Below are 13,604 nucleotides of genomic sequence, written 5' to 3'. Positions count from 1 at the left end.
TGGGTGTGTCCCGAACGTTCTCTAAGTGGATTCTCAGCCCGACTGGGCACTGTTGACCATACGTCCAGCGTTGTGCAGATATCGGACCTAGAAGAGAAGGAAGAGCCCGAGCGACATGACGAACCACCCGAGGTACTCGCCGCCGCCCCCGCCGCCCGGTCGTCGGCCGATCGGTCCTGAGCATGCGGCGCCCGGCTACCCGGGTGCCGCCCAGCGCCCCGGCATGTACCCGCAGCAGCCGTATGACTGGCGTTACGCGACCCAACAGCATGTGACCCAGCAGCACGCGACCCAGCAGCATTTCCGCGCGCCCTACGACCCCTACCGCGGTGCACCACAGCCGCTACCCGGCCAATCCCCGCAAAAGCGTTCTCGCGCAGGCGCTTTGACGGCCGGTGCAGTGGCAGTCGCTGTCGTCTCGGCCGGCATCGGCGGCGGAGTGGCGCTTCTGGTGCAGCCGGACGGGCAGTCGGCGACATCGTCGATCGGTGGTGCCGCGCCGAGTGTGCCCGCCGCCAGCCTGCCGGCGGGAAGCGTCGAACAGGTCGCCGCGAAGGTGGTGCCCAGCGTGGTGAAGCTCGAGACCGACATGGGCCGGGCGTCCGAAGAGGGCTCCGGGGTCATCCTGTCCTCCGACGGGTTGATCCTGACCAACAACCACGTGGTCTCGGCGGCTCAGGCCGCCCCGGGCGGCGGTCCCGCCGGCGGGCCGACCAAGGTCACCTTCTCCAACGGTCGCACCACCTCGTTCACCGTCGTCGGCACCGACCCGAGCAGCGATATCGCCGTGGTGAAAGCGCAGGGCGTATCGAATCTGACCCCGATCGCCATCGGTTCGTCTGCGGACCTGCGGGTCGGTCAGGACGTGATCGCCGTCGGCTCGCCACTCGGCTTGGAGGGCACCGTGACCACGGGCATCATCAGCGCGCTGAACCGACCGGTCGCGGCGAGCGGTGATGCCCGCAATCAGAACACCGTGCTCGATGCGATCCAGACCGACGCCGCGATCAACCCCGGCAACTCCGGGGGCGCGCTAGTCAACATGAACGGCGAGCTCATCGGCATCAACTCTGCGATCGCCACGCTGGGTGCCGACGCCGGACCGCAGGCACAGAGCGGTTCGATCGGACTTGGTTTCGCGATCCCCGTCGACCAGGCCAAACGGATCGCCGACGAGCTGATCAAGAACGGCACCGCCGCACACGCCTCGCTGGGGGTGCAGGTAGGCACCGACGCATCGGTCGACGGCGCGCGCATCGTCGAGGTCGTCGACGGTGGTGCCGCCGCCGCGGCGGGCCTGCCGAGCGGTGTGGTGGTCACGAAGGTCGACGACCGGGTGATCAGCAGCGCCGACGCGCTCGTCGCGGCCATCCGTTCCCGGGCGCCGGGTGACAAGGTCACGCTGTCGTTCTTGGACCCGTCGGGCAGGACGCAGTCGGTCCAGGTCACGCTCGGAAAGGCTCCGCAGTGACGCCGACCGGCTCGATCCCGCTGAGAGTGGCCGCGCCGCTGTCGCAGCCCGCATATACGGTTGCACTCATGGAACAGCCAGGGGAGTTGGTGGGCCGCGCACTGGTGGTCGTGGTCGACGACCGCACCGCACACGGCGACGAGGAGGATCACAGCGGTCCGCTGGTCACCGAGTTGCTCAACGAGGCGGGATTCGTCGTCGACGGCGTCGTCGTGGTGTCGTCCGACGAGGTCGAGATCCGCAATGCGCTCAACACCGCGGTGATCGGCGGAGTGGACCTCGTGGTGTCCGTCGGCGGCACCGGTGTCACGCCCCGCGACGTCACCCCCGAAGCCACCCGCGACATCCTCGACCGGGAACTGCTCGGCATCTCCGAGGCGCTGCGGGCTTCCGGGCTGTCCGCAGGCATGATCGACGCCGGAGTGTCCCGGGGGCTCGCGGGCATCTCCGGCAGCACGCTCGTGGTCAACCTCGCCGGTTCCCGCGCAGCGGTACGCGACGGTATGGCGACGCTCAATCCGTTGGCGGTCCAGATCATCGGCGAACTGTCCAGCCTGGAAATCTGACCTCGTCGCGCCCACACTGCGATAAATGTGATCTTCGTCACAATCGGGCCGAAATATGACCGATCCGTCTAAACGAGCCAGGGATGCGCTCGACGACGTCTTCGGAGAGGATATGCCGCAGATCTCGGCCGACGAGCGCGATACCCAGTCGCCCGACGACGAAGCCGAACGCGATCGGTGGTTACGGGAAAACCTTCCGCCGCACCATCTTTGACACACCGTACGGGCGCAACGCCATTGCCCAGCCGGTCGACGGCCGACTCGCGGCCGTGACGCTCCACGGCGCAGATCCGGACGCCGATGTTACGCCGAGGTAACCGCACGTCACAGCGCCGCTGCGTGACGTCTAAGTAAATATCTGTAGGCCGGTAACGTCCCGTACACCTGCAGCGATCTCACGTTGCCGGGCTGGTACGCGACCGTTAAGTTTCCTCGTGCCGAGAATGAGCAGCATGTGTGGGCAGCAGTAGGGCCACGCACGAACAGCAGAGCACGGTGAGCCACGGCTGACCGCCGACGTAGCTAGGGAGAACATGAAGGTATTCAGTCGGGTGGTGATTGCGATGGTGGCCGCTGTCGCGTCGTTGTTCGTGAGCACGGGTACCTCGCATGCCGGGCTGGATAACGAGTTGAGTTTGGTCGACGGTCAGGACCGGACGTTGACGATTCAGCAGTGGGACACGTTTCTCAACGGGGTGTTTCCCCTTGACCGCAACCGGCTGACTCGCGAGTGGTTCCACAGTGGCCGCGCGAAGTACATCGTGTCGGGCCCGGGGGCTGACGAGTTCGAGGGCACGTTGGAGTTGGGGTATCAGATCGGCTTCCCGTGGTCGTTGGGTGTGGGCATCAATTTCAGCTACACCACGCCCAACGTGCTGTTCGACCAGGCGCCGCCGAGCCTCAACCCGGAGGCGGGCTTCCTCACCACGCCGAACTTCTTCCCGGGCGCGTCGATCAGCGCCGACCTCGGCAACGGTCCGGGTATTCAGGAGGTTGCCACGTTTTCTGTCGATGTCGCCGGCGCCAATGGTGGTGTGGCGGTGTCCAACGCGCACGGCACGGTGACCGGTGCCGCCGGTGGGGTGTTGTTGCGTCCGTTCGCCCGGCTGATCTCCTCGGCCGGCGACAGCGTCACCACCTACGGCGAGCCGTGGAACATGAACTGACCGCCATCTCGAGCAACACGACAGCCCCCGGACCCGTCCGGGGGCTGTCTATTTGTCGTCCACGAGTTGACCGTGGCGTGACGTTGCAGGTTGGTAAACAATAAAACTACTTTGCTGGTGATCTTGGTCACGACCGGTCACCGGACCGCAACGTCGCACGCACATGGCAGGCTGGTCGGTAGCCCTGCAGCACACGACCGCCCGCGGCCGGCAGGGGTGAGAACACCAGGCTGACATGTTGTGACATGCGCAGCGTCGTTCCGAAACTCCTTGTTGCAAGCGTTAATCGCACGACGATCCAAATTCGGCAAACAAATCTCCGTGGTGTTGCGCACTGAATTTCGACCGTTCGCTCGCGTTGCCGGTTCTCTTCGGCGCCGTTATGTTCCTCGTGTCAACGGATGAGCGAGACGTACGGGCACCATGTGAGTTCTCTGATTTGCTCCACGTGTGCTCACATGTCGCGTATGTCGCGTATGTCGCGTAGCGGCGGTAGCGCCGGCACGGACGGACACCAGTTGCGGGCCCACCGGGGGCATGCATCGACAACGCTAGGGAGAACATGAAGGTATTCAGTCGGGTGGTGATTGCGATGGTGGCCGCTGTCGCGTCGTTGTTCGTGAGCACGGGTACCTCGCATGCCGGGCTGGATAACGAGTTGAGTTTGGTCGACGGTCAGGACCGGACGTTGACGATTCAGCAGTGGGACACGTTTCTCAACGGGGTGTTTCCCCTTGACCGCAACCGGCTGACTCGCGAGTGGTTCCACAGTGGCCGCGCGAAGTACATCGTGTCGGGCCCGGGGGCTGACGAGTTCGAGGGCACGTTGGAGTTGGGGTATCAGATCGGCTTCCCGTGGTCGTTGGGTGTGGGCATCAATTTCAGCTACACCACGCCCAACGTGCTGTTCGACCAGGCGCCGCCGAGCCTCAACCCGGAGGCGGGCTTCCTCACCACGCCGAACTTCTTCCCGGGCGCGTCGATCAGCGCCGACCTCGGCAACGGTCCGGGTATTCAGGAGGTTGCCACGTTTTCTGTCGATGTCGCCGGCGCCAATGGTGGTGTGGCGGTGTCCAACGCGCACGGCACGGTGACCGGTGCCGCCGGTGGGGTGTTGTTGCGTCCGTTCGCCCGGCTGATCTCCTCGGCCGGCGACAGCGTCACCACCTACGGCGAGCCGTGGAACATGAACTGACCGCTTTCCCGAGCAACACGACAGCCCCCGGACCCGTCCGGGGGCTGCCTTTTTACCGTCAGGACTTGTCGGCGCTGGTCGTCTTCGCGGTGTCGGGGTCTGGGCCGGTGCCGGGGCCCGCACTGTGCGCCCCCGACGATGAGCCGTTGGTCTCGGCCAGGATGTTGCGGATCTCGGTCAGCAGGGACAGTTCGGTGTCCTGCGCCTGCTCGACCTCACCCTTCTTGCGCAGCCGGTTGTAAGGCATGACGACGAGGAAGTACACCACCGCGGCGACGAGGATGAAGTTGATGGCCGCCGACAGCAGCACGTTGAGGTCGATGGTCTGGCCGCCGCCGATGCCGATGCGCAGGATGCCGTAGTCGGATTCGCCGCCCGCGCCGATGCGGTTGATCAGAGGTTGAATGATGCTGTCGGTGAACTTGGTGACGAGCCCGGTGAACGCGGTACCGATGACCACCGCGACCGACAGGTCGACGATGTTGCCTCGGGCGAGGAATTCTTTGAAGCCCTTCAACATTGTCTCGATCCTCCTTGCAGTGGTGTTCGGTCGACAGTTAGGCACGTTAGTTGCGTGGGCACCGACCAGGGGCGAAATGCCCGTACGGGCGTCCTTCAGTGCAGCGTGAGCGTGACTGTCTGCACCAACGTCGCGGCGGCGACGTCGTTGGCGGCGTGAGCGGGCAGCGCCACCAGGATGACCCGGTCGGTGCCGCCGCCCACTCCCGTGGGCTTTTCGGACACCAGCACGACGACCGCGTCGGTCGCGACAACCCTTGGCCGAGGGTCGGATTCGGGGCCGGCGGCCAGCACGTCGACAACGTCGCCGGGGCGGATCAGGTCGAGCACCGCGGTCTCGTCGAGCGACAGCGGCACGATGCGTGCCGTGGGGCCCACCGTCGCTTCGGCGAGCCGGGGGCTCAGCATGCGGACGTCGGTGATCGCCTCGCCGCGGCGTGCGGGGCCGGCCAGCGTTCCGCCGACCACGGCTGCGACATCTGTCTGAACACCATCGGGAGCTGTTGCAGCACTCAGCTTTTCGAGCCGGACATCGTCGGCGGTCAGTTCGCTGCCCGGACTCAGGTCGCGTGCGGCGACGACGGCATCGACGCGCTCGTCGTCAGGATCGGGGCGCAGCGCCGCGACGGCGGCGAGCACCACCAGCCCGCCCGCGGCAATCCGCCGGGCCAGCGCCGTGCGAGTCCAGTCGGGCCGCAGCAACTCGGTGAGTCGATGGATCGGCAACGGATTGAGTGTGTCCCCCATGCCGCCAAATTAGGCAGCGCTGTACGCCGGTGGGGAAGATGACCGCCAGCCTGTGGATAACCCTGCGTCAGCTCGACGCGGCGGCCGCTGCGGGGGAGCTGGATGAACTCGAACTCGAACTCGAACTCTTGCCGGAGTCGCTCGAACTCGACGAACCGGTGCTCGACTTGTCCGACGACGAGCTCGACTCCGAGGTGCCACTGTTGGTGGACCCGTTCGACGAACTCTTGCCGGATTCGCGGCTGTCGGTGCGGTAGAAGCCGCTGCCCTTGAACACAACTCCCACGTTGCCGAAGAGCTTGCGCAGGCGGCCGTTGCACTTGCTGCAGGTGGTCAGTGAGGCATCGCTGAACGCCTGGATCGCATCGAACCTGTCGTCACACTCGGTGCACGCATAGGAATAGGTAGGCACGAAACCCTCCGTGGTGGTCAAAACTGCTTAGCACTCTACCGGGTCAAGTGCTAGAACCGCTACGTGGCGATGCTCATTCCCGGCCCGTCGGGCCTGCCGAGGGCCACCAGCCCGAGCCGGGGGGTGAGCGCGTGGGTCATCGACACGTCGTGGGGTTCGGCGGGTAGCCGGTCGACGAGTTCGTCGTCGCGCACGACCGCAACAAGCCGTGCCGACGGCGACGCCAACGGCAGGGACCGGTCGTAGAAACCCGCGCCGCGGCCCAGCCGAACTCCCTGCCGGTCGACCGCGAGCGCCGGTACCAGCAGCGTCGCCGCGTCCGCGACCGCTTCGGCCGGCAGCCACGGCTCGGCCGGCTCACGAAGACCGAACCGCGCCTCCCGCAATCCGCCGGGAACGTATTCACCCCATCGCAGGGGCACGGGACCGCCCGTGGCGTCGAATTTGGCCACCGGCAGCAGCACCCGAACACCGCGCCGATACAAGGAATCGACCAGCTCGAGTGACCCCGGCTCAGCCCCGACGGGAACGTGGGCGCAGACGGTCTGACCGGCCGCGGCGAGCGTCGTCGCATGCCCGGCCAGGGCAGCCGCGTCGGCGTCGTGCTCATGCGCGGAAACGGCCCGGCGGGCCGACAGGATCGCGGCGCGCAGATCCGCTTTCGTCGCACCCACAGCGCCCATTCCGAATCGCTTCCCAATTGCTCCGAGCCGCCCGGCCTCGACAGGGTCAACCTGCCCAAGGAGGTTAATGTGTGAACGATGACAAGGCCTGAGGTACCGATCCCGTATACGGCGGTGGTTCCGGCGGCGGGACTGGGCACGCGGTTCCTGCCCGCCACCAAGACGGTTCCCAAGGAACTGCTGCCCGTCGTCGATACCCCCGGCATCGAGCTCGTCGCCGCGGAAGCCGCCGAGGCGGGCGCGGAGCGTCTGGTCATCGTCACTTCCGAGGGCAAGGACGGGGTGGTCGCGCACTTCGTCCAGGACCTGGTGCTCGAGGGCACGCTGGAAGCGCGCGGCAAGAAGTCGATGCTGGAGAAGGTCCGCCGCGCGCCCGCGCTGATCAAGGTCGAATCGGTGGTGCAGGCCGAACCGCTGGGCCTCGGCCACGCGGTCAGCTGCGTGGAATCCTCGCTGTCGCCCGACGAGGACGCGATCGCCGTGCTGCTGCCCGACGACCTCGTGTTGCCGACCGGCGTCCTCGAGACGATGTCGAAAGTCCGTGCCAAACGCGGCGGTTCGGTGCTGTGTGCGATCGAGGTGCCCGTTGACGAGATCAGCGCGTACGGCGTGTTCGACGTCGAGCCCGTCGCCGACACCAACAATCCGAACGTCTTACGCGTCAACGGCATGTTCGAGAAACCGAAGCCGGAGGATGCGCCGTCGCCATACGCCGCGGCCGGCCGTTACGTGCTGGACCGGGCCATCTTCGATGCGCTGCGGCGGGTCCCGCGCGGTGCGGGCGGCGAGATCCAATTGACCGACGCCGTCGCGCTGCTCATCAACGAGGGGCACCCGGTCCACGTGGTCGTGCACCGCGGCGATCGACACGACCTCGGAAATCCCGGCGGCTACCTCAAGGCTGCGGTTGACTTTGCATTGAAGCGCGACGACTACGGGCCGGAACTGCGGCGGTGGTTGGTGGAGCGATTGGGGCTGGTCGACTGCTGAGAGCCCTGACGCATAGATAAGGGGTGCAGTGCGTTCGGTCGAGGAACAGCAGGCACGGGTGGCGGCTGCGGCGGTGGCGCCGCGACCGGTCAGGGTGGCGATCGCCGAAGCGCAGGGCTTGATGTGCGCCGAGGAGGTGGTCACCGAGCGGCCATTACCGGGTTTCGACCAGGCCGCGATCGACGGTTACGCGGTCCGCAGCGTCGACGTGCTCGGGGTGGGCGACGCCGGGGACGGCGAAGAGCCCGCGGACGGCGAGGTCAGCCTGCCGGTGATGGGCGTCATCGAGGCAGGTGCCCGAACGCCGAGTCGGTTGCAGCCGCGCCAGGCGGCGCGCGTGCAGACCGGCGCCCCGATGCCGACGCTCGCCGACGCGGTGCTGCCGTTGCGCTGGACCGACGGCGGTGATGCGCGGGTACGGGTGCTGCGCGGGGTGCGGTCGGGCGCCTACGTGCGTCGCACCGGAGACGACGTGCAACCCGGCGACGTCGCGGTGCGGGCGGGCACGATCATCGGCCCGGCGCAGGTCGGTCTGCTGGCAGCCGTCGGCCGGGAACGTGTGTTGGTGCATCCGCGGCCGCGGCTGTCGGTGATGTGCGTCGGTGGTGAGCTCGTCGACATTTCCCGGACTCCCGGCAACGGTCAGGTCTATGACGTCAACTCCTACGCGCTGGCCGCCGCGGGCCGGGATGCCGGCGCGGAGGTCAACCGCGTCGGCATCGTCGACACCGACCCCAAGCGGCTGCGTGAAGTCGTCGAGGGCCAGATCAACCGCGCCGAGGTGGTGGTGATCGCCGGTGCGGTCGGCGGGGCGGCCGCCGAGGCGGTCCGCTCGGTGCTCGCCGAGTTGGGCGAGATGGAGGTGACGCGCATCGCGATGCACCCCGGTTCGGTGCAGGGGTTCGGCCAGCTCGGCCGCGACGGCGTGCCGGTGTTCCTGCTGCCCGCCAACCCGGTCAGCGCGCTGGTGGTGTTCGAGGTGATGGTGCGTCCGTTGATCCGGCTGTCGCTGGGCAAACGGCAGGCGCACCGACGGATTGTGCAGGCCCGTGCGCTGTCGCCGATCGAGTCGGTGGCCGGGCGCAAGGGGTATCTGCGCGGACAGCTGATGCGGGATCAGGACACCGGCGAGTATCTCGTGCAGGCGCTCGGCGGAGCCCCGGGCGCGTCGCATCTGCTGGCGACGCTGGCCGAGGCGAACTGTCTGGTCGTCGTGCCCACCGAAGCTGAACAGGTCCGCACCGGCGAGATCGTCGACGTCGCATTCCTGGCTCAGCGCGGCTGACCCGCCCGGCGTGTCGACGTGAACCTTTGGCGGTCGAGTTCCCTGCATCCCGGCTGGCCGCAGCCTGCCGGTCCGCTGCGGGTGGCCGCCGGCGTGGTGCGGTTGCGCCCGGTCCGGCTGCGCGATGGCGCACAGTGGAGCCGCCTGCGGCTGGCCGAGCGCGCTCACCTCGAGCAGTGGGAACCGGCCACCGGCGTGGACTGGGCGACGCGGCACGCGATCACTTCGTGGCCGTCGGTGTGTTCAGGGCTGCGGTCGGAGGCCCGCAAAGGCCGGATGCTGCCCTACACGATCGAGTTGGACGGCCAGTTCGCCGGGCAGCTGACGATCGGCAACGTCACACACGGCGCCCTGCGGTCCGCGTGGATCGGGTATTGGGTGGCCAAGGCGGTCAACGGCGGAGGGGTCGCGACCGCCGCACTCGCGCTGGGCGTGGATCACTGCTTCGGTCCGGTGCGACTGCACCGCGTGGAAGCGACCGTGCGGCCCGAGAATGGGGCCAGCCGCGCGGTACTGGCGAAGGTCGGCTTTCGGGAGGAAGGGCTGTTGCACCGGTATCTGGAGGTCGACGGTGCCTGGCGCGATCATCTGCTGATGGCCATCACGATCGAGGAACTCAACGGGTCAGCGGCCGCCGCGCTGGTGCGTCAGGGCCGCGCGAGCTGGGCATAGCCCCGGTTGTTTCGCCCGCCGCGGGCTTGCGTCCGGCGAGCTTCCCGCCTGCATTTTCGCGAGACGTACGACAGGGCTGTGCCGCGAGCAAAATCGCGACCCGGGTGTACATCTCGCGACATGAGTGAAGAGACGCGCTGTTACCAATGTGACATTTGTTACTGGTGGTGCTTGTCATGCGCGAATTACAGGTGTGTAATTGTCTCGGCGCGCCGCCCACGGATGCGCAGGTCACAGACCTAGCCTTTACGGGGAAAGGAGCAGGCGACATGCCAAGCATCCCCCAATCCCTTCTGTGGATATCCCTCGTCGTCCTCTGGCTTTTTGTGCTCGTGCCGATGCTGATCAGCAAGCGCGACACCGTGCGCCGAACCAGCGACGTCGCGCTGGCGACGCGCGTGCTCAACAGTGGGCGCAAAGCGCGCCTGCTCAAGCGCCACGGCCCCGCGGCGGGGCACGCCAGCGATCCGGACTGGCGGCCGTCCGAGGATGTCGATGACGAAGTCGAAGAGGAACCCGTGGGCCGTTCGCTGGTGCGCGCCGCGGTCGTCGAAAGCGAGGACAGTGCGGAACCCGACTACCTCGACGTCGATGTCGTCGGCGAGGACTCAGGAGCGCTGCCGGTCGGCGAGTCGGACCGGCAAGCAGACGAAAACGACGAGCTGACACTGCAATTCGATGAGTCGGCCGAGGAAGTGGACGCCGTCGGCAACGAAGCTGACGGGGAAGTCGACGACGAAGCCGATGAAGAGGCCGTGGACGAGGTCGTCGCGCTCGAACCTGAAGCCGACGAATCGCAGGACGAGTACGAGTACGTCGACGATTCGTCCGGCCTGGAGGCGCCGTCGGAGGCCGACCTGCGGATGGCCGACTCGCTGTCGGCGGCGCGGCAGCGCCGGTACGAGTCGAAGACGGCCGCCGCGGTGAGCGAGCGCAAGTACAAGTTCCGCAAGCGGATGCTGACGGCGATGGGGGTCCTGTTGGTCGGCTCGGCCGTCGCGGCGTACACGGTGAGCCCCGGGCTGTGGTGGCTGTGTGGCGCGGTCGGCGCGATCACGGTGCTGTATCTGGGCTATCTGCGCCGCCAGACGCGGATCGAGGAGCGGTTGCGCCGCAGGCGAGCTCAGCGCATCGCGCGCTCGCGGCTGGGTGTCGAGAACACCGATGACCGCGAGTTCGACGTGGTGCCGTCGCGGCTGAGACGACCCGGGTCGGTGGTGCTGGAGATCGACGACGAGGATCCGATCTTCGAGCATCTGGACTATGCGCCGTTCGCGCGCCACTTCGACCTACCGCGGGCCGCGGGCCAGTAGACCGGTCACGCCGTCGATTTTCGGCGGCCATCGAGTGGCTGGTAGCCTGCTACCGGTATCAGGGGCTATGGCGCAGTTGGTAGCGCGACTCGTTCGCATCGAGTAGGTCAGGGGTTCGATTCCCCTTAGCTCCACAACATCTGAGCAGGTTAAGCACAAATCGGCCCCTACCCCGAACGGGTAGGGGCCGACTTTTTGCGGGCGGGTCAGGTCACTCAGGCGAGTTGTTGGTCGGATCGGCGTCGTAGTTGGCCGCGATCTTGCCGGGGATGCTGGCGATGTTCGAGACGATCTCGCCCGGCAGCGCTGCATAGCGGCCGGGGAGCTTGGCCCACGACTCCCCGAGCGCGTGGGCATTGGCGACCCAACGCTCGGGCAGCGTCCCCCCAGCGCCGCCGCCGCTGCTGCTGGTTGTGCGGGCGCACGGCGAGCAGTCCACTTGACCCGGTTCGGCGCCGGCCGGTGCTGCAGCGACCAGTCCCGCGACCGCTAGCCCCCCGACGAGAATGGCGATGCGTTGCATGCGTTTCCTCCGCTTGTTGATTGCGCTGGTGGCGCCTATGGATTGCCCTCACCAAATGTTAGCTGGAAACTGACGATCTGGATAGCAAAGAGTGGCTAGCCGCCGACGGCTGACGCCAGGCGCGGGAACTCAGCAGTCGTAACCCATTGAGCGCAACGATGATCGTCGAGCCCTCGTGACCGGCGACGCCGAGCGGCAGCGGCAGGTGTCCGAGCACATCCCACGCCACGAGTACGCAGATGAATGTCGCTGCAATCACGAGGTTTGCGATGACGACGCGGCGTGCACGCTGAGCCAGCGCCACGACGGCTGGGATCGTGGCCAGGTCGTCACGCACCGTGACGGCATCGGCGGTGTCCAGCGTCAGGTCGGCTCCGCTGCGTCCCATGGCAAGCGAGGCATGCGCGGCCGCCATGGCCGGCGCATCGTTGACCCCGTCGCCGACGTACAGCACGCGATGACCGCCGGCTTGCAGGTCACGTACTGCCGCGACCTTGCCGTCGGGCAGCAGTTCGGCGCGAGTGTCGTCGATTCCGATCTGCGCACCGAGTCGTGCGGCCGCACGGTGGTTGTCTCCCGTCAGCATGACCGGGGGAGCCGAGGTGATCCGGACGATGGCCTGTACGACCGCCGCGGAGCCGTTGCGGGTCGTGTCATCGAGCGCGAGCACACCGACGCCCCGCCCGTCGAGGACGACAACCACCGCGGTGGCTCCGTTGCTCTCCACCGCGGCGATGACGTCGGTGTGCGCTGCGGAATCGAGCGCGCGCGGGCTGAGGACCTCGACGAGTTGGCCGTCGACGGTCGCGCGGACGCCGCGGCCGGGTGACGAACGGAAGTCGGCGGCGGCCGGTATGACGAGGTCGCGTTCGACGGCGGCGGAGAGAATGGCTCGACCAAGCGGGTGTTCGCTGAATTGCTCTGCGGCGGCGGCCATCCTGACGATGTCGTCTTCGTCAAACCGGTCGTCGACCGATACGACGTTGGACAGTCGCGGGATACCGGTGGTCAGCGTTCCGGTCTTGTCGATGGCGACGACGCTCGTGTCCGCGAGGTGTTCCATGGCGACGGCGGATTTCACCAGTACACCGTGGCGCCCTGCGTTGGCGATGGCCGACAGCAGCGGCGGCATCGTGGCCAGCACGACCGCGCACGGTGATGCAACGATCATGAAAGTCATCGCTCGCAGCAGCGTGGACTGCAAGTCAGCGCCGAAGGTCAACGGGATGGCGAACAGCGCGAGCGTCGCCGCGACGACACCAACCGAATAGCGTTGCTCGACCTTCTCGATGAACAGCTGGGTCTTCGCTTTGGTGGCCGACGCCTCGGCGACCAACGCGACGATGCGGGCGACCACGGTATCGGACGGGTCGCGGGTGACGCGGATACGAAGTACCCCTGCGCCGTTGAGAGTGCCTGCGAAAACCTCGTCGTCGATCGATTTGCCGACGGGCAGCGGTTCTCCCGTGACCGAGGACTGGTCGACATCCGACGCGCCGCCGACTACGACACCATCGGCTGACACGCGCTCACCGGGGCGAACCAGCACCATGTCTCCTACGCGCAGGTCGGCAGCGTCCACCGAGCGTCCGGCGCCGTCGCCGTCGAGGCGGGTTGCCCGATCGGGCGCGAGATCCAGCAGGCCTTTGACCGAATCCGCGGTGCGCTTCGTCGCCACGTCTTCCAGCGCGCCTGAGGTCGCGAAAATGACGATCAGCAAGGCGCCGTCGAAGATCTGCCCGATACCGGCCGCGCCAATCGCGGCCACCACCATGAGGAGATCCACGTCGAGTGTCCGGGACCGAAGCGCCCGCAACCCGTCCCACGCGTGCGTCCATCCGCCCGCCGCATAACACGCCAGATAGAGCGTCCACCACACCGGTGAAGGTGCATCGAGCAACTGCGCGGCCAGCCCAGCCACGAACAAGCCCAGCGCTAGTGCAGCCCACCGCATTGACGCGACGGACCACAGCATCGGAAGGATCGGTCGCCGGCCGGTGCCGGACGGCGGTTCGCCCCGGACGGTGGCTCTCGGTACGGCCAGCCGTATCGACATCACACC

Annotated in this window: 15 protein-coding genes and 1 tRNA gene; 10 read left to right on the top strand and 6 right to left on the bottom strand. The window is 67.2% G+C overall.

The window, feature by feature from the left end; genetic code table 11:
• Positions 1-115: 115 nt before the first annotated feature.
• From AU185_RS12405 to mspA (AU185_RS12390), 5 genes are all read left to right on the top strand, one after another.
• Positions 116-1,471 (top strand): S1C family serine protease, encoded by a 1,356-nt coding sequence (locus AU185_RS12405; RefSeq protein ID WP_059098100.1) that lies wholly within the window; start codon positions 116-118, stop codon positions 1,469-1,471.
• 20 nt (positions 1,472-1,491) lie between these two features.
• Positions 1,492-2,037: a MogA/MoaB family molybdenum cofactor biosynthesis protein gene (locus tag AU185_RS12400; RefSeq protein ID WP_172799595.1), complete on the top strand. Its 546-nt coding sequence runs from the start codon at positions 1,492-1,494 to the stop codon at positions 2,035-2,037.
• A 55-nt stretch (positions 2,038-2,092) separates the two neighbouring features.
• Entirely contained in the window at positions 2,093-2,251 is a 159-nt protein-coding gene (locus tag AU185_RS25345; protein WP_172800263.1) for a hypothetical protein, read from the top strand.
• Between the two features lie 319 nt (positions 2,252-2,570).
• On the top strand, positions 2,571-3,203 hold the full coding sequence (gene mspA, locus AU185_RS12395; RefSeq protein WP_059098099.1) for a porin MspA: 633 nt from the start codon (positions 2,571-2,573) through the stop codon (positions 3,201-3,203).
• A gap of 562 nt (positions 3,204-3,765) precedes the next feature.
• A complete protein-coding gene (mspA, locus tag AU185_RS12390; RefSeq protein WP_059098099.1) occupies positions 3,766-4,398 on the top strand; it encodes a porin MspA in 633 nt (210 codons plus the stop codon).
• Between the two features lie 58 nt (positions 4,399-4,456).
• On the opposite strand, the gene mscL is transcribed toward mspA (AU185_RS12390), so the two are convergent.
• The 4 genes from mscL to AU185_RS12370 all read right to left on the bottom strand — a co-directional run bounded on the left by mscL (position 4,457) and on the right by AU185_RS12370 (position 6,759).
• Positions 4,457-4,918: a large-conductance mechanosensitive channel protein MscL gene (mscL, locus tag AU185_RS12385; RefSeq protein WP_059098098.1), complete on the bottom strand. Its 462-nt coding sequence runs from the start codon at positions 4,916-4,918 to the stop codon at positions 4,457-4,459.
• A 95-nt stretch (positions 4,919-5,013) separates the two neighbouring features.
• Entirely contained in the window at positions 5,014-5,664 is a 651-nt protein-coding gene (locus AU185_RS12380; protein WP_059098097.1) for an SAF domain-containing protein, read from the bottom strand.
• A 67-nt stretch (positions 5,665-5,731) separates the two neighbouring features.
• The gene (locus AU185_RS24690; RefSeq protein ID WP_082683869.1) at positions 5,732-6,076 is read right to left on the bottom strand and encodes an FmdB family zinc ribbon protein; all 345 of its coding nucleotides are present in this window, start codon (positions 6,074-6,076) and stop codon (positions 5,732-5,734) included.
• 59 nt (positions 6,077-6,135) lie between these two features.
• Positions 6,136-6,759, bottom strand: coding sequence for a 5-formyltetrahydrofolate cyclo-ligase (locus AU185_RS12370; RefSeq protein WP_059098095.1), 624 nt, complete (start codon positions 6,757-6,759; stop codon positions 6,136-6,138).
• Between the two features lie 78 nt (positions 6,760-6,837).
• Between AU185_RS12370 and AU185_RS12365 the strand changes: the two genes are divergently transcribed.
• The 5 genes from AU185_RS12365 to AU185_RS12345 all read left to right on the top strand — a co-directional run bounded on the left by AU185_RS12365 (position 6,838) and on the right by AU185_RS12345 (position 11,153).
• Entirely contained in the window at positions 6,838-7,749 is a 912-nt protein-coding gene (locus AU185_RS12365; RefSeq protein WP_059098094.1) for a UTP--glucose-1-phosphate uridylyltransferase, read from the top strand.
• A gap of 28 nt (positions 7,750-7,777) precedes the next feature.
• Positions 7,778-9,034: a molybdotransferase-like divisome protein Glp gene (gene glp / locus AU185_RS12360; protein ID WP_059098093.1), complete on the top strand. Its 1,257-nt coding sequence runs from the start codon at positions 7,778-7,780 to the stop codon at positions 9,032-9,034.
• Between the two features lie 18 nt (positions 9,035-9,052).
• Positions 9,053-9,706 (top strand): GNAT family N-acetyltransferase, encoded by a 654-nt coding sequence (locus AU185_RS12355; RefSeq protein WP_059098092.1) that lies wholly within the window; start codon positions 9,053-9,055, stop codon positions 9,704-9,706.
• A gap of 269 nt (positions 9,707-9,975) precedes the next feature.
• Positions 9,976-11,019 carry a divisome protein SepX/GlpR gene (gene sepX / locus AU185_RS12350; protein WP_059098091.1) on the top strand — a complete coding sequence of 348 codons (1,044 nt, stop codon included), beginning with the start codon at positions 9,976-9,978 and terminating at the stop codon, positions 11,017-11,019.
• Between the two features lie 61 nt (positions 11,020-11,080).
• Positions 11,081-11,153: transfer RNA gene (locus AU185_RS12345), tRNA-Ala, on the top strand.
• A 77-nt stretch (positions 11,154-11,230) separates the two neighbouring features.
• Here the strand turns inward: AU185_RS12345 and AU185_RS12340 are convergent.
• Both AU185_RS12340 and AU185_RS12335 read right to left on the bottom strand, forming a co-directional pair.
• Positions 11,231-11,542 carry a hypothetical protein gene (locus AU185_RS12340; protein ID WP_059098090.1) on the bottom strand — a complete coding sequence of 104 codons (312 nt, stop codon included), beginning with the start codon at positions 11,540-11,542 and terminating at the stop codon, positions 11,231-11,233.
• 58 nt (positions 11,543-11,600) lie between these two features.
• On the bottom strand, positions 11,601-13,517 hold the full coding sequence (locus tag AU185_RS12335) for a heavy metal translocating P-type ATPase (RefSeq protein WP_059098427.1): 1,917 nt from the start codon (positions 13,515-13,517) through the stop codon (positions 11,601-11,603).
• Between the last annotated feature and the right edge of the window lie 87 nt (positions 13,518-13,604).

This window comes from Mycobacterium sp. GA-0227b, from assembly GCF_001499855.1.
In the GTDB taxonomy this organism is placed as follows: domain Bacteria; phylum Actinomycetota; class Actinomycetes; order Mycobacteriales; family Mycobacteriaceae; genus Mycobacterium.
The sequence above is the reverse complement of the archived record's forward strand: the minus strand, read 5'-3'. Positions and strand labels throughout refer to the sequence as shown.

Coding starts and splice junctions, on each gene's coding strand:
- AU185_RS12405 (WP_059098100.1), top strand. CDS start 116: ATGACGAACCACCCGAGGTACTCGCCGCCGCCCCCGCCGCCCGGTCGT.
- AU185_RS25345 (WP_172800263.1), top strand. CDS start 2,093: ATGACCGATCCGTCTAAACGAGCCAGGGATGCGCTCGACGACGTCTTC.
- mspA (WP_059098099.1), top strand. CDS start 2,571: ATGAAGGTATTCAGTCGGGTGGTGATTGCGATGGTGGCCGCTGTCGCG.
- mspA (WP_059098099.1), top strand. CDS start 3,766: ATGAAGGTATTCAGTCGGGTGGTGATTGCGATGGTGGCCGCTGTCGCG.
- mscL (WP_059098098.1), bottom strand. CDS start 4,918: ATGTTGAAGGGCTTCAAAGAATTCCTCGCCCGAGGCAACATCGTCGAC.
- AU185_RS12380 (WP_059098097.1), bottom strand. CDS start 5,664: ATGGGGGACACACTCAATCCGTTGCCGATCCATCGACTCACCGAGTTG.
- AU185_RS12370 (WP_059098095.1), bottom strand. CDS start 6,759: ATGGGCGCTGTGGGTGCGACGAAAGCGGATCTGCGCGCCGCGATCCTG.
- AU185_RS12365 (WP_059098094.1), top strand. CDS start 6,838: ATGACAAGGCCTGAGGTACCGATCCCGTATACGGCGGTGGTTCCGGCG.
- sepX (WP_059098091.1), top strand. CDS start 9,976: ATGCCAAGCATCCCCCAATCCCTTCTGTGGATATCCCTCGTCGTCCTC.
- AU185_RS12340 (WP_059098090.1), bottom strand. CDS start 11,542: ATGCAACGCATCGCCATTCTCGTCGGGGGGCTAGCGGTCGCGGGACTG.
- AU185_RS12335 (WP_059098427.1), bottom strand. CDS start 13,517: ATGCTGTGGTCCGTCGCGTCAATGCGGTGGGCTGCACTAGCGCTGGGC.